General features: G+C 50.0%; 18 protein-coding genes. 10 read left to right on the top strand and 8 right to left on the bottom strand.

Going from position 1 to position 17,204, the window contains the following annotated elements; genetic code table 11:
• Nucleotides 1-23 precede the first annotated feature (23 nt).
• Nucleotides 24-1,076: a glucokinase gene (locus AC5JMP_RS05885; RefSeq protein ID WP_495850753.1), complete on the bottom strand. Its 1,053-nt coding sequence runs from the start codon at nt 1,074-1,076 to the stop codon at nt 24-26.
• 252 nt (nt 1,077-1,328) lie between these two features.
• Here AC5JMP_RS05885 and AC5JMP_RS05880 point away from each other — a divergent pair, with 252 nt between their 5' ends.
• Both AC5JMP_RS05880 and AC5JMP_RS05875 read left to right on the top strand, forming a co-directional pair.
• A complete protein-coding gene (locus tag AC5JMP_RS05880; protein WP_495850511.1) occupies nt 1,329-2,186 on the top strand; it encodes an N-acetylmannosamine-6-phosphate 2-epimerase in 858 nt (285 codons plus the stop codon).
• Nucleotides 2,187-2,365: 179 nt separating this feature from the next.
• Nucleotides 2,366-4,102 (top strand): putative bifunctional diguanylate cyclase/phosphodiesterase, encoded by a 1,737-nt coding sequence (locus AC5JMP_RS05875; protein WP_495850510.1) that lies wholly within the window; start codon nt 2,366-2,368, stop codon nt 4,100-4,102.
• 265 nt (nt 4,103-4,367) lie between these two features.
• Here the strand turns inward: AC5JMP_RS05875 and AC5JMP_RS05870 are convergent, their stop codons facing one another.
• Entirely contained in the window at nt 4,368-4,760 is a 393-nt protein-coding gene (locus tag AC5JMP_RS05870) for an AbrB family transcriptional regulator (protein ID WP_495850509.1), read from the bottom strand.
• 389 nt (nt 4,761-5,149) lie between these two features.
• Here AC5JMP_RS05870 and AC5JMP_RS05865 point away from each other — a divergent pair, with 389 nt between their 5' ends.
• From AC5JMP_RS05865 to rpmA, 3 genes are all read left to right on the top strand, one after another.
• Nucleotides 5,150-5,593 (top strand): Rrf2 family transcriptional regulator, encoded by a 444-nt coding sequence (locus AC5JMP_RS05865; protein WP_495850508.1) that lies wholly within the window; start codon nt 5,150-5,152, stop codon nt 5,591-5,593.
• A 202-nt stretch (nt 5,594-5,795) separates the two neighbouring features.
• Nucleotides 5,796-6,197 carry a 50S ribosomal protein L21 gene (rplU, locus tag AC5JMP_RS05860; RefSeq protein ID WP_495850507.1) on the top strand — a complete coding sequence of 134 codons (402 nt, stop codon included), beginning with the start codon at nt 5,796-5,798 and terminating at the stop codon, nt 6,195-6,197.
• A 63-nt stretch (nt 6,198-6,260) separates the two neighbouring features.
• Complete coding sequence (gene rpmA / locus AC5JMP_RS05855) at nt 6,261-6,560, top strand: 50S ribosomal protein L27 (protein ID WP_495850506.1); 300 nt, start codon at nt 6,261-6,263, stop codon at nt 6,558-6,560.
• 144 nt (nt 6,561-6,704) lie between these two features.
• Here rpmA and AC5JMP_RS05850 read toward each other — a convergent pair whose 3' ends face one another.
• Together AC5JMP_RS05850 and AC5JMP_RS05845 are read right to left on the bottom strand one after the other, a co-directional pair.
• On the bottom strand, nt 6,705-7,709 hold the full coding sequence (locus AC5JMP_RS05850) for an FHA domain-containing protein (RefSeq protein WP_495850505.1): 1,005 nt from the start codon (nt 7,707-7,709) through the stop codon (nt 6,705-6,707).
• Between the two features lie 318 nt (nt 7,710-8,027).
• Entirely contained in the window at nt 8,028-8,756 is a 729-nt protein-coding gene (locus tag AC5JMP_RS05845; protein ID WP_495850504.1) for a DUF3120 domain-containing protein, read from the bottom strand.
• Nucleotides 8,757-9,074: 318 nt separating this feature from the next.
• On the opposite strand from AC5JMP_RS05845, the gene AC5JMP_RS05840 reads away from it, so the two are divergent.
• Nucleotides 9,075-9,908 (top strand): undecaprenyl-diphosphate phosphatase, encoded by an 834-nt coding sequence (locus AC5JMP_RS05840; protein ID WP_495850752.1) that lies wholly within the window; start codon nt 9,075-9,077, stop codon nt 9,906-9,908.
• 19 nt (nt 9,909-9,927) lie between these two features.
• On the opposite strand, the gene AC5JMP_RS05835 is transcribed toward AC5JMP_RS05840, so the two are convergent.
• The 4 genes from AC5JMP_RS05835 to AC5JMP_RS05820 form a co-directional block, all read right to left on the bottom strand.
• On the bottom strand, nt 9,928-10,350 hold the full coding sequence (locus AC5JMP_RS05835; protein WP_495850503.1) for a HEPN domain-containing protein: 423 nt from the start codon (nt 10,348-10,350) through the stop codon (nt 9,928-9,930).
• Nucleotides 10,351-10,391: 41 nt separating this feature from the next.
• Complete coding sequence (locus tag AC5JMP_RS05830; RefSeq protein WP_495850502.1) at nt 10,392-10,769, bottom strand: hypothetical protein; 378 nt, start codon at nt 10,767-10,769, stop codon at nt 10,392-10,394.
• Between the two features lie 11 nt (nt 10,770-10,780).
• Nucleotides 10,781-11,515 carry a triose-phosphate isomerase gene (tpiA, locus tag AC5JMP_RS05825; protein WP_495850501.1) on the bottom strand — a complete coding sequence of 245 codons (735 nt, stop codon included), beginning with the start codon at nt 11,513-11,515 and terminating at the stop codon, nt 10,781-10,783.
• Nucleotides 11,516-11,718: 203 nt separating this feature from the next.
• Entirely contained in the window at nt 11,719-12,651 is a 933-nt protein-coding gene (locus AC5JMP_RS05820) for a histone deacetylase family protein (RefSeq protein ID WP_495850500.1), read from the bottom strand.
• 146 nt (nt 12,652-12,797) lie between these two features.
• On the opposite strand from AC5JMP_RS05820, the gene AC5JMP_RS05815 reads away from it, so the two are divergent.
• The 4 genes from AC5JMP_RS05815 (at nt 12,798) to AC5JMP_RS05800 (ending at nt 17,187) form a co-directional block, all read left to right on the top strand.
• Complete coding sequence (locus AC5JMP_RS05815) at nt 12,798-13,676, top strand: alpha/beta fold hydrolase (RefSeq protein WP_495850499.1); 879 nt, start codon at nt 12,798-12,800, stop codon at nt 13,674-13,676.
• Between the two features lie 76 nt (nt 13,677-13,752).
• Nucleotides 13,753-14,424, top strand: a complete 672-nt coding sequence (gene deoC / locus AC5JMP_RS05810; RefSeq protein ID WP_495850498.1) for a deoxyribose-phosphate aldolase — start codon at nt 13,753-13,755, stop codon at nt 14,422-14,424.
• Nucleotides 14,425-14,524: 100 nt separating this feature from the next.
• On the top strand, nt 14,525-15,442 hold the full coding sequence (recO, locus tag AC5JMP_RS05805; RefSeq protein ID WP_495850497.1) for a DNA repair protein RecO: 918 nt from the start codon (nt 14,525-14,527) through the stop codon (nt 15,440-15,442).
• Nucleotides 15,439-17,187, top strand: a complete 1,749-nt coding sequence (locus tag AC5JMP_RS05800) for an MFS transporter (RefSeq protein WP_495850496.1) — start codon at nt 15,439-15,441, stop codon at nt 17,185-17,187. Before recO ends, AC5JMP_RS05800 begins: the two co-directional genes overlap by 4 nt.
• Nucleotides 17,188-17,204: the final 17 nt, after the last annotated feature.

Genomic DNA, 17,204 nt, shown 5'->3' with positions numbered 1-17,204 from the left:
GGACGTTTAGAGTCTCAGGATGTTTAGAGTCTTAGGGCACACAGCGATGCTCCAATTAACCCCACTTTTTGGTTCAGAATCACATGCACCGGGATACGTTCGACTAAAGGACGCATTCGCCCTTTATCGTTCATGGCACGTAAGAAAATACCTGATTGCAGCAGCGGCAAGTTTTTGGCAGCAACGCCTCCAGCAATATAGAGACCGCCATAGGGTAAGAGCTTCAGTGCCAGATTTCCCGCCTCTGCACCGTATAGTTCCGCAAAAATTTCCATCGTTTTTTGGCAGAGGTGATCGGCTTGTTCTGTAGCCGCGATCGCAATGACGGCTCCCGGATCAACGGATTTTTCTGCCATGCCTGCCTCTCGTTCCCAAGTGCGAATGGCTTCAGCAACCTCCGGTGATTCTGTCATCCCCTGGCGATCGCGCAAAAACTGATAGATCGCCACAATGCCCATGCCTGATACGACCCGCTCGACGGAGACTCGCGTCAAGCTCATCTTGTCACGCAGATATTTCAAAAGCTGAAACTCTAGCTCGTTACGGGGCGCAAAATCAGTATGTCCACCTTCAGTACCATAGACGTGATGACTGCCGTTGGCTTGAGGAATCAGAAACCCCTCGCCCAAGCCCGTCCCTGCACCAATAATGGCGATCGGCGCATCGGTTTGAGGCTCTCCCTCCTGAAGCGTGCAGAGATCGGTGGAGCCTAATCCGGCAATGCCGTAGCCCACAGCTGCAAAGTCATTCAGCAAGCTAATCTTGCGCATCCCTAAATCTTGCTGGAGCTGCTCACCGTCCAGCAGCCAAGAGAGGTTGGTTAAGTTGCAGGTGTTGTTGACCACGGGACCTGCGATCGAAAAACAGGCTTTTTCGGGTGTAGGCGTTTGCCCTATTTCAAGAGTGGCTTCTTTGAGAAACTGCCGCACGAGCGGCGTTAAGCTCGGAAACTCAGCGCTGATGTAACGTTCTTCAAACAGGGGCTTGAGCCGAATGCCCGTCTCTGTAGGTTCAGCATTTACCAATCGGAGAATCGTTTTGGTGCCGCCCGTATCGCCTGCCAATAATTGCGCCATGTTTCCAGGAACCCGATATTCACTCATCGTCCTTTCCATCCTGTAAGCCGCCTTCGCGATCGGCAGTATCGCGGATTGACATTGCAATGATTCTTAATTAACCCAGCAATTTTTATCAGCAAGACCGAGAAAATATGAGAGATAGCTGTGAAAATTCTGTGAAGAGGGGCACTGCCCCTTTATCTAAAACCTTATTATTTACAGTTCAATTACCCTTAGCGACGTAATAAATTCCTTAACTCTTTTTAACTTATGGCAGAAACAGGGTCAGCAGAGGAATCAGTAGAAGAGTCAGCAGAGGGGTCAACAGAAGGGTCAACAGAAAAGTTCAGACAAAGAGCTGCTCAATCAAGCTATCCGGCAATTCGATCGCTTCAGGGTGGCTTAGTGGTGTCTTGTCAAGCTCCAAGCGATTCGCCTCTTTATGAACCTAGCGTCATAGCGGCGATTGCCCAGGCATCTGTCCATCAGGGCGCCGTTGGCGTACGAATTGATACGCCTGCCCATGTTGAGGCAGTTCGTCGGAAGGTGAGCGTTCCGATCATTGGGCTTTGGAAGCAGATTTCTCAGTCTGAGGTGCCTAGTGAAGCCCCCAGGCTTGCAGCATCCGGATTTGCAGCGTCCAGATTTGTAGCGCCTAATTTTGGAGTCTATATCACGCCACAGTTTTGTCATGCAGAGGCGATCGCCGCTGCCGGGGCAGACATCATTGCCATTGATGCCACCCTCCGAGACCGTCCGGCTGGTGAAACCGTCGAGTCTCTCATTACCCAAATTCACCAATTGGGCAAACCCGTGATGGCAGATGTAGATACTCTGGAAGCTGCGATCGCGGCGGCAGCGGCGGGGGCAGACTTGGTGGGCACCACGCTCTATGGCTACACCTATGCCACTCGCTCCTTAATACCGCCCGGATTTGATTTGTTGAGCGCACTGGTACAACATCTCAGCCTTCCGGTCTTGTGTGAAGGGGGAATTAGTTCTCCGAGTATGGCAAGACGGGCGATCGAGTTAGGAGCCGATGGGGTTGTGGTGGGCACTGCCATTACTGGTATTGAGGCGCAGGTGAAAGCTTACCGAAATCAGCTAGCCCTTGAGCTTGATTCTTGAGCTTGATTCTTAAGCTTTAATCTTCAAGCTTCTATGAAGCCAAGGCAAGTCTTCAACAAAATATACCTGCCTACTAAGCAAATGCTTAGGAGTTCTGCCTATTTGCGGGAACCCTAGTCATGAAACCAACTCAGAACTTTGCACTTTAGCACTAACGTTTGTAGAAACTTTTTTTGGTAATGCCGAAAAACATTCGCTTGGAACAAGTGATCGCCAGTACATCAACAGCTGTTGTGATTACCGATCCGCATCAGCCTGACAATCCTATTCTCTACGCCAATCATGCCTTTACTCAGATAACAGGCTATGAATTAGCTGAAGCATTGGGCAAAAATTGTCGATTTTTGAGTGGTGTGGATACCGACCCAAGTACGGTTCAACTTCTGAGAGAGGCGATCGCCCAACAGCAATCCATTACCTGTACGCTGCTTAACTATCGCCGAGATGGCTCCTGCTTCTGGAATGAGATCACGGTCGATCCCGTCTTTGAAAATGGAAAACTCCTTTATTTTGTGTCAATGCAGCGAGATGTGACGACCCGCCAGCAGTCCATTGATCTCAAGCTGATGGAGGAGCGCCTACTCTACGAAGCTCTCTATGACAGCCTAACGGGACTGCCCAATCGCGTTTTGCTCATGGAGCGATTGAGACAGGCAGTACAAGCTGCCCAGCAGGGCAATAACATGCTCTTTGCTACCCTGTTTATTGATCTCGATCGCTTCAAAATGATCAACGACAGCTTGGGACACAACGTAGGCGATCAGTTGCTGATTGACATTGCCAAGCGCCTTTCTGGCTGCCTCCGCCCTAAAGATACGCTAGCTCGGCTAGGGGGAGACGAATTTGTCGTTTTACTAGAAGACTTGAACAATAGAGAGAGCGTGACACGGGTCGCAGACCGAATTCAACATGCGCTGACGCTCCCCTTCAGCGTCGAGGGGCATGAAGTTTTCACCGCTGCCAGCATCGGCATTGCTCTCAGCACGACAGGTTACGCCTGTCCAGAAGATCTGCTGCGGGATGCTGACATTGCGATGTATCGCGCCAAGGCTCATGGGCGTGCTCGCTACGAAATCTTTCACCCCAAAATGCACACCCGTGCTGTGACTCTGCTGCAATTGGAAACCGACTTGAGGCGATCGATCGAACGACAAGAGCTTCAGCTTTACTATCAGCCGATTATTTCGCTCCGCACTCGGCAGGCGATCGGCTTTGAAGCCCTGATTCGCTGGCAGCATCCCATACGCGGCATGGTGTCGCCGAGTGAGTTTATCCCGATCGCTGAAGAAACAGGGTTGATTGTTCCGATTGGCGACTGGGTACTGCGAGAAGCCTGCCGACAGATGCAAACTTGGCGACAAATGTTTGCCGATCGCCATCCACTCATGATTAATGTCAACGTTTCAGGTAAGCAATTTAGCCCTCATCTGACTGAGCAGGTCAGCCAAATCTTGCGAGATACTGAGCTAGATCCACGCCAGCTGAAGTTAGAAATCACTGAAACTCTGCTGATGGAGAATGCTGAGTATGCTGTAAATAACCTAACTCAGCTTCAGGGGTTGGGTATTCAGCTTGCGATCGATGACTTTGGCACGGGCTATTCTTCCCTTAGCTATTTACATCGCTTGCCCATTGATACGCTCAAAATCGATCGAGCGTTTATTAGTCGTTTGGATACTGATGGAGAGCAGTTGGCGATTGTCCGGACAATCATTATGCTTGCCTGGAACTTGGGTATGGAGGTCGTGGCAGAAGGGGTAGAAACCTCAAAGCAACTTGCCCAACTTCATGCCTTGCGCTGCGAATATGCTCAGGGCTATTTCTTTTCTAAACCTCTAGACACTCAAGCTGCTGAGCAGTTCATTCGATCAGAACAGCTAGCAGAACTCCAGAGAGCAACAGAAATTCCGTCTTAAGATACTTTTGGTGGTGCAAGGGGCGCGTCCCCGAAAGTATTCCTGTCCTGGCCTCGCTGTTTACAGCTATAAAACGGGCTTTGCATACAAAGAGTGGATGGCTTATTCAGGAATAAACCATCCACTCTTTGTATGTGACATCTGTGTGTCAAATGTGTGTCAAAACTTCAAGTATGATACTCCTGAGCGCAACAGCTTAGGTGCAACATCTCAAGGGCGATCGCTCTATTAGAATCAGCCGCTCCAATGACTTCCGTGAAGAAGCTTAATCTTCAAAGCCTTCGTCTGAGTCGAGCTGCTTAAGCCGAATATGTTTTCGTCCTAGGGAGATTTCAAATTCATCCCCCGGCTTCAAATCCATTTGCTTGGTGTATGCCGCTCCAATTAGCAAGTTGCCATTTGCTTGAACCGTGATGCGATAGCTTGCACTTCGCCCTCCACGCCCATTGCTGCTGTGCTTGCCATCTACATCAATTTCCTTGGCTTCTAGAAGCGCACTCAAGAACTTCATCATATTGACTCGTTCTACACCATTCTTTGTAACGGTGTAGTAGCCGCATTCTTTGGCCTTTTCTTCCTTGCTGAGGCTCTCTAGTTCTTTAACCTTTGCAAGGAGAGCTTCACCTAACAGCGGCTCAATTTTTTTCTTCTTACTCATTAGCCTGAATCTATATCAATGATGAGAAATCTGTACATTGTCTTGTAATCTAAGATTTACAGTAAAGCTTTATTTCTTTGCTCTACGATACATCTCTTGGAACTATACTACCCTGACTCGATACTTTTTCGTCTAGTTTAGATTATTTTATCTAATTTAGATAAAAGACTATTCAGCTCAAACTAATTTTGTTGGTTAGCGTTGGTGATTAAACCCTATTAGAAATTGCAATTTAACCTGTTGAACCAACGGGCAATTGAAGTATGTTTATAGAGTTGGCAACTCAGGAATGAGTCAAATCAATCGTTTCTTAACTGAATCAGTCAGACAGATTGATAAGCGTACCCTTTAAACTCGATGAATGGAGGAAAAACTGCTAATTCAACCGAATGAAATTAACGACTCGTGGACATTACAGCGTTAAGGCGTTACTTGATTTAACTTTACAACCGCGATCGCAGCCCACTTCAGTCAAAGCCATTGCCAAACGCCAAGATATTCCTGCTCCCTATTTGGAAAAACTGCTGATTGAATTACGACGAGCAGGTTTAGTCGAGTCAGTGCGGGGCGCACAGGGGGGATATAAACTGGCGCGATCGCCCGCCGACATTTCTCTAGGGCAAATTCTGGAGTCGGTGGGCGAAACCGTCGAGCCTCTTCCTCGTCATATCCCGGAAGCAGAGCAAGCAGGAGATTGGGTAACACTGACGCTCTGGCGTCAACTGCATCAGAAACTCAAAGATGTCCTGTATAGCATCACGCTGGAGGATCTTTACTTTGATGCTAGGAGTTGGCAAGCGACTCAGGGAGACTCTACAAGCTTTGTGGTTTGAGGACTGATTCAAAACTGCGCGGCACGGAAAAAGCTAGCGGCTAAAATTGACAATTGCCTGTTTTTTTGTGAAGATAATAGACTGGTCACTCTGCTCGGATCAGGTTTTGGGTCTGTTCACTTTTCAGGCTCTATTCAAAGTGCTTTTCTAGATTTACCTAATCTGTCAGGCTACCTGTACGGCAACTATCTAGGGCAAGTTCATGGCATACGCGATTATTGAGACAGGTGGAAAGCAGCTACGGGTCGAACCCGGTCGCTTTTATGATGTAGAGCGGCTTGCGGTCGATGAGGACGCATCTGTAACCATCGATAAGGTTTTTTTCATTGATTACGATGGCGAGTCCTCTGTGGGTCAGCCTTTCGTAGAGGGTGCCACTGTAGAAGGCACTGTCCTGAGACATATGCGGGGTCGTAAGATCATCGTCTACAAGATGCGCCCTAAAAAGAAAACCCGCAAGAAGCAAGGGCATCGCCAAGAGCTAACTCGGCTGATGATCAACTCTATTTCCGTGGGGGGCGAAGTTCTTGCAAGTGCAGATGCTTCCGCACCTGTTTCTGCAGAACCACCAGAGCTTTCCTTTGAGGAAGCGTCTGTTGAATAAGATTTGGGCTAGCTGGGCTTTGGCTAGGGTGGAAGATAACGTTAGTAAGGGGTAGGAATTCACATGGCTCATAAGAAGGGAACGGGTAGTACTCGCAACGGACGTGATTCTAACGCTCAGCGACTTGGTGTTAAGCGGTACGGCGGTCAAGTTGTCAGAGCTGGAAATATTTTGGTGCGGCAGCGGGGAACCAAAATTCATCCGGGTTCAAATGTCGGGCGGGGCAGCGATGACACGTTGTTTGCTTTAATTGACGGGATCGTCACATTTGAGCGCCGAGGCAAGAACCGCAAGAAGATCAGCGTCTATGCTGCTGCTATGGAATCCATTGTGCCTGTTGCAGAAGTTGCAGAAATCGCGTAGCTGTTCTGGTGCATGGTATAGGCAATAGACCGTTTGCAAATTAGGTTTGGTAGGAGCACAACTCACCAAACCTAACTTGCTAAAGGTTCAATGTAGTGAGTCAAGAGCGAAGCCCATAAAGCTTCGCTCTTTTGTCATCGGGCATCAGTCATTAGGCATTAACTTAAGGAATGTGTCTAGATCGGTGAATGATCCTGCGTAAGTCAAAGTTGGGACGTCATAGCCCTTGAGGCTAACGGTGTGTTGCTTGAATAGATCGGGACTAATGCCTGACTCTGCTAGATATTGATAGGTTGTTTCTCCTAATGCAATATCTGAGCCAATTTGCTTCGTCGAAGACTCTAGTCGGAAAGCAGCGTTGACTGTGTCGCCCAGAGCCGTGTAATCGGGGCGATCGCCTGTTCCTGTATTCCCTACCATGGCGTATCCTGTGTTTAACCCAGCACCAATTTGGAGGGGAAAGGGCAACGGATAGCGTTCATGAAGCTGACTGGTCATCTTGTGCATAGCGCTAAGGGCGCGGGTGATGCGCACCATCTCTTCGGGGCTAATTCCCTGCGCACCGTGAATCCAGACTGCCATGACGGCATCGCCAATATACTTATCAACCCAGCTTCCATACTCGCGGATGATTTCTCCAGCGCAGCGAAACCAGGTGCCAATCACTTCAGACAGCAATTTCTCATCGATCTGACGCGTCATCCCGGTAAAGTTGCGGATATCAACCACTAGAACCGAAATCAGCCGACGGACATGCAGTGTAGCAGTTGCCGTAAACTCTTGAGAGTCTAGCCCAACGGGGGAATGATTCAGATGTTCAGTATCGGGTGTATAAAACTCTAGTTCAGTTTGCCCAAAAGTAAGGCGATCACCATTTTGCAGCGTCACAGGAACACTTACCCTTCTGCCATTGACAAACGAGCCGTTGCGGCTGCCTAGATCAATTAGGTAAAACTCCCCCGTCTCCATGCGTTGCAGCATGGCATGGTTGCGCGAAATCCAGCGATCGGGCAGCACAAAATTATTGTCGTCTCCTCTCCCGGCAGTCCAGCAGCTACTGCCCACTAACGAGAGATAGCGGCTCCCAGATTCAGTTCGCAAAATTAGATGGGGAACGGGTTGTGCAGTTGCCACACGTTGAGAAACCATTCGTGTCTCTGGCTAGGTAGTATCCTGACTCGATTCAACGCAAAAAGCGCGAACGTTCAGCTAATGCATGATCAGCTCTTGCATTATAAAGAGGCTTTGTCTGAAATGAACTCCGGATGAATTACTAAATTCTTAATATAGAAGAACTAATGTATCCAGTCAGTACCGCTAACCCAAAGTTCATTTTTAATCAGACAAGCTCTGTAAAGCTTAACTTACTCGATGCCTTAACACGCATTAATCTAGCCGCAGACTGACCCAGCCATAGGTAAATTATGATCACCCATAGATTCGAATTATTTCCATCATGTCCTGACCCTAGACGTAGGTTGCCGCTAGCCAGAAGAGACCATCTACCAAAATTGTGCTGAAGACTGCGCCACTGAACCCCCACCAGTGTAACTGTTGCGACCGCAGAGGCAGACTGCTGGCAGCTATCAGCACCAGAGCCAGAGCGATCGCACATCCAATTCCCCAAGGAGTCTGAATCTGAATAATGGCGCTCTGAAAAATAGGCTGAACTAAATCCGGCTCTGCCTTCATGAGCTGCCGCCATTGAGGAATAAGATTAACTAAGAAAAAGTAGATATCTGTGATGGATGTGCCGAAAAGCGAACCCAGATAGAACCAGTTGCCTACCTTATCTCGACCCATCATCAAACTGAGCCAGGCGAAAGGGAGACCGATCGCTTCCACAGGTAAGTGCAGCAATGGCTCCCAGCGCAACCAGCCCCAGTAAACTGAGCCAGCCAGCCATGTCCAGGTAAACCCTAGTAACAAATCTCCCCATAAAGCCGTCTTAGGAAGGCTACGCAGATGCAGACTGAGCCAGAGCCAGCCAGCGGTCATGCCTAAGCTCAGCCAAGGGAAAACCCTTACCAGAGGAGCCTGAAAAAAGACGGGAACAGCCACTAAAAAAATTGCGGCAGCAAATACTAGACGGGCTTGATGAATGCGATCGCCCTTCTCATCCCTGGAAGACCGTGCGGGCTGTAAATCTAAAGCATTTGAGTAGAGGTCTTTAGAAAAAGGGATAAAGGAAGACAAAATTTTCTAATAATCTAGTTCAACTTTCTTAACATAGCATAGATATATCCCCTGGGGGGGCATATCTATCTCCGTATCTTATCCCAACTTAGATCCACTGCTTAATAATTTCTGGACTGACGATAAAACTTTTCTAAAGAAGAGGATAAGGGATAGACTTGCCTCCGGGTAAACTCCTAAGCTGTGGTTCAGCGCGTCAATTTCAGATTAGACCGCAGCGGCGATTAGGCTGATGATGATTAGAATGTGGCAAAATCCTGCTCCCAATGCCCCGAATCGATGCCAGACTGATACATCTCAGGCTGATACACTAACGACCTGCTAGGTAACAACGTGAATTTAATTCAAGAAATATTTCGAGCGATCGTCTTAGGAATCGTCCAAGGCATTACTGAATTTTTGCCCATCAGCAGCACCGCTCACCTGCTGGTTTTTACCAAGATTTTTGGCTGGACAGATGTGGGACAAAAATACTTTGTGGACGCTATCCAGTTCGGCAGTGTGATTGCCGTGGTTTGGTACTTCTGGTCAGATATTCGGCAAATTTTGACCGGGGCTTGGACAGCCTTCCAGCAAAAGGACTGGCAACGAGAAGAATGGAAACTGCTGGTTGGCATCACAGTCGGCACTATTCCAGCTTTGGCAGTTGGTTTTCTGCTCAAAGATATTTTGCCAGAAAGCATCCTGGTAATTGCCATCATGTCGATCGCCATGTCGCTTTTGCTGGCGCTGGCTGAAAAAATTGGCAGCCGGAAGCGAGGGTTTGAGTCACTACAAGTGATTGACGGAGTTCTCGTGGGCTTAGGTCAGATGATTGCTCTACTTCCGGGCGCATCTCGATCGGGTTCGACCTTGACAGCCGCCTTGTTTTTGGGTCTAGAGCGTCAGACAGCCGCTCGATTTTCGTTTCTGCTAGGCATTCCAACGCTGACGATCGCCACCCTTTATCAGGCGAGTAAAGCCTTTACTAGCGTAGACAGCGTTATTGCTCTCATCGCAGGAATTATCTCAACCTTCATTTTTTCATATTTGTCGATCGCGTGGCTGCTGCGCTATCTGCAACGGCGCAGCACCTGGGTGTTTGTCTGGTATCGCTTGGGGTTCGGCGGACTGCTGCTGTTTGGCTTGGCGTTCAATTTGGTTAAGGGTTAGCTTGTTAAAGGTTAACTTGTTAAGGGCGCTTGACCTCACTTTTTAGAAGCGCTTGACGTTGCTGCAACAGCAGTTCATCTAAGTTAGCCAATACTCTAGCCGCTAGCTTCAGAGACATTCGAGCTAACACAGGAAGCTGCGTCATAATGTCGTCGTAGTCGGCGCGGTTGCGGCTAATGCGAAGTCTTGCCAGATCGTTGGCAATCATACGATGAAGTTCATTGCTGCTGCGATCGAAATAATCTCGCACGTAGCGATGCACATCGCCATTTCTAGGTAGATCTAAATCTTGGTGACGCAGGTAATTCCTGGCGCGGATGAATGCGGCATAGTAGGCGCGGCTAATTGTGGAGCGAAGACGGGCTTCTTCACCTGCGATCGAATTTGCAATTCCGGTTAACTCTTCTGCGAGATGCAGGTATTCCGCCCAATTAAAGCTCATATCGGCTCACGGGAGTTTGTTTTAGAAGACTACCATACCCATCAAACTTCCTGAAAATCTATATCAATTATCAGCCGTCCCGCAACGGTTTCTGAGGCTTTGAGCCACCAGTCGCGATCGAGTTCCCAGAGGCGATCGAGTGCATCATCAGCCTCAAGCTGGGTCGTGACGTGAATTACCATTTCGTCATCGTCTGAGGCAGAACCTTGGGGATGCACTAAGACCTCTAGAAACATCGCGGCATCTGGGAATTGGCGATAGACATAGGTAGGCGCTTCCAAAAGCAGAGGAATCACGAAGGCATTCTCCTGCAAAAACTGCCAGATTTCAGACGATCGCTTGAAGTTGTAGATTTGCTCCAACTGTTCCGCCTGTTCGGGAGAAATGCTGTAGCTAGCCGATGAGAGCGTATCGGTCATGCTATCTACCGCTATGGATCTGCCTGAAAGTTGGCAATCCGGGCAAACTCTTTGGGTGACAAACTGGCTCCTCCTACGAGCGCCCCATCAATTTCTGGCTGTGCCATGATGTCATCGACGTTCCCAGGCTTGACAGAACCGCCGTACTGGATCGTGACATTTTTATTGTCGAGCTGACTACGGATTAGCCCAACGATGCGATTGGCCTCTTTGGCATCGCAAGTATCTCCTGTGCCGATCGCCCAAATCGGCTCATAGGCAATCACCAGACTACCCTGATCGACCTCTACCAAATCTTTTTCGAGCTGACTGCAAATCAGAGCTTCCGTTTCACCTGTGTCTCGCTGCTGCTTGGTTTCGCCGACGCAAAGAATGGGAATAAGACCATGTTTCTGTGCTGTCTTTAGCCGTAGGTTGACTGTGACATCAGTTTCACCAAAATACTGTCTACGTTCGCTATGACCTACCACGACGTATCGTACGCCCATTTCAGTCAGCATGGGTGCAGATATCTCTCCAGTGTAGGCTCCTGCGGTTTCCCAATGGACATTTTGTGCCCCTATTCTGATTCGAGTGCCATGCAGATTTCTAGACATGGCGCTGAGCGACGTGTAGGGCACGCAGAGAACAATCTCGCGATCGTCTGGGGTTTCAGCAATTTGATCTAAAAATCCCTGCAAAAACTCTTGGGCTTCCGCCTGAGTTTTATACATCTTCCAGTTGCCAGCAATGATGACCTTACGCACAAGTTGACTCAGTATGCTAAGTGTGAGGGTGGGTAAATGCGGTGAATGACCGCGACCAATACGCAGTTCATGACCGGAATGGCAATGCACGTGATAACAATGCACGTAATAACAATGCACCCTCTAGTCTAAGGCTTTGAGGGTGCAATCTATCAAAGGGGGGTAGAGTGGATTTCGCGGAGCAGATTCAGCATTGATAGATTTTAGGCAAGGCAGCGTTCAATAGTAGCGGTTACAGACTGCGCTAATGCCTCAAAATCGTATCCGCCTTCTAGCCCAAAAAGAATACGGCGCGTGACTTGCAAACAGCAATCGGTCAAAGCTCCGTAGTCCTGAGGCTGTAGGTCGATGTTTGCCAAAGGATCGGACTGGTTTGCATCATAACCCGCGCTGACAATCAGCAAATCAGGCTGAAAGCGCTGTAGAAAAGGAATAATGCTCTGCTCGAAGTGAAGCAAATAATCCTCGATCGTGCTGCCTGACCGCATCGGGAAATTCATCACATTATGATACTTACCGCACTCATGGGCGGCTCCTGTGCCGGGATACTGCGGAAACTCATGCAGCGAGCAAAAAGCAATGTCGGCATGGGATTCAACGATCGCCTGAGTGCCGTTGCCATGGTGCACATCCCAATCGACAATGGCAACCCGCTGGATCTCAGGTTGCTGAAGAGCATAGAGAGCGGCGATCGCAGCATTGGCAAAAATGCAGAACCCCATGCCGCGCTCCGGTAGGGCATGATGCCCTGGAGGACGAGCAGCCACAAATGCAGGTTCTCCCGATTGCAGCACTTGCTCAACGCCATCTAGCCATGCGCTGACTGCCAGCAGGGCTACGCCGTAGCTGCGGGGAGACGCAACCGTATCCGGATCAATGTGACCGCCGCCTGTATCGCTTAGAAGCCGAACAGCCTCGGTGTAGCGATCGGGGTGCACGGCACGAAGGGCTGTGGTTAATCGCTCAGCCTGCGACAAAACAGGGGTAGGGAGCCGCCATTCTAGGCGATCGCTCCAAGGCTGTGCCCTTAATGCCTGGGTAATGGCAGTTAGCCGCCCCGATCGCTCTGGATGATAGGCACCCGTGTCGTGTTCTAGAAACTCATTGGAATAAAAGATTGGGAACTTGCTTGGCATGGATACTCAACAAAACGTTAAGCTATAGGGTGAGGGGAATTGTGCTTTAGTAGCTTTTGCTACAGCGCTTCTGCTGCGTCTTGGGAGACCCACTTTTATCACGCTACTTTTCCTACCACGATATTTTGTTAAAGGCATTGCGGGACATGACTGCACTTAGCTTTGGCTGGCAACATCACTTTGTCAACACTAACAATATTCGTCTGCACTGCGTCATGCAGGGTGAGGGCGATTTGGTCATCCTTTTGCATGGATTTCCAGAATTTTGGTACTCCTGGCGGCATCAAATTCCAGCGCTTGCCCAGCACTTTAAGGTAGTGGTGCCCGATCTGCGCGGCTACAACGACTCTGACAAGCCAGAAAGCGGCTATGACCTAGACACGCTGAGCGCAGATATTAAAGGCTTGATGGAGAGCCTCGGCTATCTTAAAGCTCACGTCGTGGGGCATGATTGGGGCGGGGCGATCGCCTGGAATTTAGCTCAAAAGTTTCCAGAAGCCCTCGATCGGCTAGCGATGCTCAATGCGCCACCCCCACAGCGCTTCGTTCAGGAATTAGTGGGCAATCTGGATCAGCTGCGTCGAAGCTGGTATGTGCTGGCGCTTCAGATTCCAGCTTTACCAGAGTGGCTGATCCAGCAAAACCTCCGGGGCTTTGTCAAAACCCTGTTCCAAGACCAGGCAATTCGCAAGGGCGCTTTTACCGCTCAAGATACCGAAATTTATCAGGCGGCATTAGAGAAACCCGGCGCTCTGTCTGCGGTTTTGCGGCACTACCGCACTCTTTTTTCTCCTCAGACTTGGCTGGCAAACTTAGGGCGATCGCCTGCCCTGATCTCTGCGCCAACGCTGGTGCTGTGGGGGGAGGAAGACTTTTTCTTCAACCGAAAATTGACCGAAGGCATGGAAAGCTTGGTGAGTGCGCCGCTGAAGCTAAAGTTTTTGCCGCACTGTGGTCACTGGGTGCAGCAGGAAGCGCCTCAGACGGTAAATCGGGAACTGCTGGATTTTCTGCGATCGCCCTGACACCTATCCCACGCTCCGAAGAAATATAAATTTCCGATCGTTTTTGAGACAAACTGTTAACAGAACGGAGGAAATCATGGCTGAAGCTCATTCAGAAATTAATTTAGCCGAGTTTATTGACCACTCTTTGCTAGATCCAGCCGCAGTTCCTGAACAGGTAGCGCAATACTGCGAAGAAGCCGATCGCTATAGCTTTGCGTCTGTTTGTGTCTACCCTGCCCATGTTCGGCAGACGGCTGAGCTGCTCTACAAGAAGCGTCCTCAAGTCTCCTGCGTGATTGGGTTTCCCAGCGGAGCTACGACTTCAACCGTTAAGGCTTATGAAGCGGGGGAGGCGATTGAAAATGGCGCAACTGAGCTAGATATGGTCATTAACCTAGGCTTGCTGAAGGCGGGCAAGCTCGACGCGCTGCATCAAGAAATTGCTGAAATTTGTGAGATGGGGCAACCTGTCAAAGCCATCCTGGAAATGGCGGTGCTGAGCGAGGCAGAGGTGAAGATTGCTGCCGAAGCCTGTATGGATGCTGGCGTGGCTTACCTCAAAACTAGCACCGGGTGGCGGGGCGGGGCGACGGTCGCAAATGTTACACTGCTCAAAGCGATTGCTAAGGATCGCGTTGGCATTAAAGCATCGGGTGGTATCCGTACCGTTGAACAGGCGATCGATTTAATTTTGGCAGGGGCAACTCGACTCGGTACTTCTAGAGGGGTTGACCTGATCCGTCAACGCGATACTCTGGAGGGGTGACATGGATAGAGGAATCCGTTTACTAATTAGATTCTGGCTAGGTTCTAGTTCAGCCCCCTGAAGACTTCTTGTCCCCTAAAGACCGTTTGCCCCCGTCCCCATGAGTGGAACTTACAAAGCCCTTGGAATTAACCTCAAAAGCGCTCCGTTAGGAGAGAGCGATCGTCTTTTAACGATCCTCACCGAGGAGTTTGGCTTAATTCGGGCAGTCGCTCCTGGCTCTCGCAAGCATAAGTCTAGCTTGGGGGGACGTAGCAGTCTGTTTGTGGTGAATCATCTGCTGGTTGCCAGGGGCAAAAATCTCGATAAAATCACCCAGGCCGAGAGCCAGGAGTCCTATCCAGGGCTGAGCCAAGACTTGGGTAAGCTCACAGCAGGACAATATTTAGCTGAGTTGGCGCTCATGCAGGCAATGGATGATCATCCGCAGCCAGAGCTATTTTGCTTACTGCGAGAGCATTTAAGTCGCCTGGAAAAGATGCCGAGCGCTACAACGCTTCCTTGCCTGGTGCAGGCTATCTACCATCTGCTAGCGCTTGCAGGGCTGCCGCCCCAGGTACAGACTTGCTGTGTTACCCAGCAGCCGATAACGCCCAATTTCGCAGACCCTGACTGGCGGGTTGGCTTCAGCATTTTTGCTGGCGGAACCTTCCTGCTGTCGGCGATCGATCGTCTCAAGGCTGAGCATCTTGTGCCAAAAGTTACCGGACAAGTTCCTAAACAGACTTTTGGCAACCCCAAAGTGTTGCCATCGTCTCCTAAGCTTTCGCGCCCTGCTGATCTGTACGTTGAAATTGGGGCGATCGAGCTAGATATTTTGCAGCAGTTATCTCAGCCAAATTTGATTCAGGACTGGTTTTCGTCTCATTCGTCTAAGATGCCGACCGTGTCTCGAATTTGGCTGTCGTTAGAGCGGATTTTGCGCCAATATGCCCAGTATCATTACGATCGACCGATTCGGTCAGCGACCTTGATTGATGCCTGTTTTGCCGATGCCCCTCCTGCCTGTGACCCATGATGCGACCCTTTGACTCAGATCTTGAAGCCCTCAATAGGAAGATGCCTATGCCCAGCCATCTAGAGCCGATCGGAGATGCTTTGGGTCGTCATGTTCCTCAGAGAAAACATCCAGGACAGGTCGCGCCAACAGGATTTATGCCCTCAGCGGGAACGCCGCCCTATAAATCGGAGCGGTATCCTGAGCCGTTAGCTAACTCCGATCTGGTTTTGCCAGAAATAAGGAGTGAACGAGTTCCAGGCAGCAATGCTTCAGAATCGATCGAGCCAACTGCCCCATCTGTGGTGGGAGGCGTTGTCCCCCTAGCTGAGTCGATCACAGATCGGCAAGAGTGGCAGGGTGACGCACCTGAGCAAAATGGAAACGGCAGGGGTGACGTAACGCCTGAAACGCTACCCGACTCAGAAGCTGATCTGGAGCGGGGGCTGCTGCCTGTTCTAAAAAACCGCAACTTCCTGAAGCTGTGGAGTGGTCAGGTTTTTTCCCAGCTAGCAGACAAAATTTATTTAGTGCTGATGATTGCCATCATTGCTAGCCGCTTTCAGTCTGCCGATCAAACCATTAGCGGCTGGGTGTCTTCGCTGATGATTGCTTTCACCATTCCAGCTATTTTATTTGGTTCGGTAGCGGGTGTGTTTGTCGATCACTGGCGCAAGCGGGCGGTGCTGGTTTCTACCAACCTACTCCGGGGTGGGCTGGTGCTGAGCTTGCCCGTTTTGCTGTGGATCTCCCACGACTGGGGTGCCTTCTTTGGGATACCTGTCAGCTTTCTAGTGCTGCTGACTGTCACCTTTCTAGTGTCTACTCTGACTCAGTTTTTTGCCCCTGCCGAACAAGCTGTGATTCCGCTGATTGTTGAGCGGCGACACCTGCTCTCAGCAAACTCGCTTTATACCATGACCATGATGGCATCCGTGATCGTGGGATTTGCGCTAGGGGAACCGCTATTGGCGCTGGCGGAGACAGCCATTGCGCCGATCGCTCCACTCCTGCATCTTGCCCCAGACATGGGCAAAGAAATTTTGGTGGGCGGCAGCTATGCGATCGCTGGACTCTTGCTGATCTCCCTCAACACTCAGGAAAAAGCTGTCGATCCCCATGCAGAGTTACCCGACGTCTGGGAAAACATTAAAGACGGTCTGCGCTACCTGAAAAACCACGGCGTAGTGAGGGCAGCCCTGATTCATTTGGTGATTTTGTTCTCCATTTTCGCGGCTTTGGCGGTGCTGGCGGTGCGCCTTGCCGAAGTCATGCCAGAGCTAAAGTCTTCTCAGTTTGGCTTTTTGCTGGCAGCTGGCGGTGTAGGTATGGCGATCGGGGCTGTTTTGATTGGGCAGTTTGGGCAAAAAGTCTCACGGGCACAAATGGCATTGTATGGATCGATCGGCATGGCGATTTCCCTAGCGGCCATTTCATTCTTCACCCATCACCTGTTTCCCACATTGCCTCTGCTGGTGGTGCTAGGAGCCTGTTCAGCGATTACGGGTGTACCGATGCAGACCGCTATTCAGGAAGAGACTCCCGAAGACATGCGGGGTAAGGTATTTGGGCTACAAAATAACGCCATTAACATTGCCTTGAGCTTGCCTCTAGCCTTAGCAGGAATTGCCGAGAACTGGTTTGGGCTGCAAGCCGTGTTTCTAGTGCTGTCAGGTATGGCAATCGCCGGGGGCATTTTGACCTGGACAATGTCGCGATCGCAGAATCATCCGGTAGAACTGTCCAGCAAAATTATCAAAGGCTGACATAAACCACTAAAATC

This window comes from Drouetiella sp. (assembly GCF_059504425.1).
Note: the sequence above shows the minus strand (reverse complement) of the source record. Positions and strands in the feature narration are given on the sequence as shown.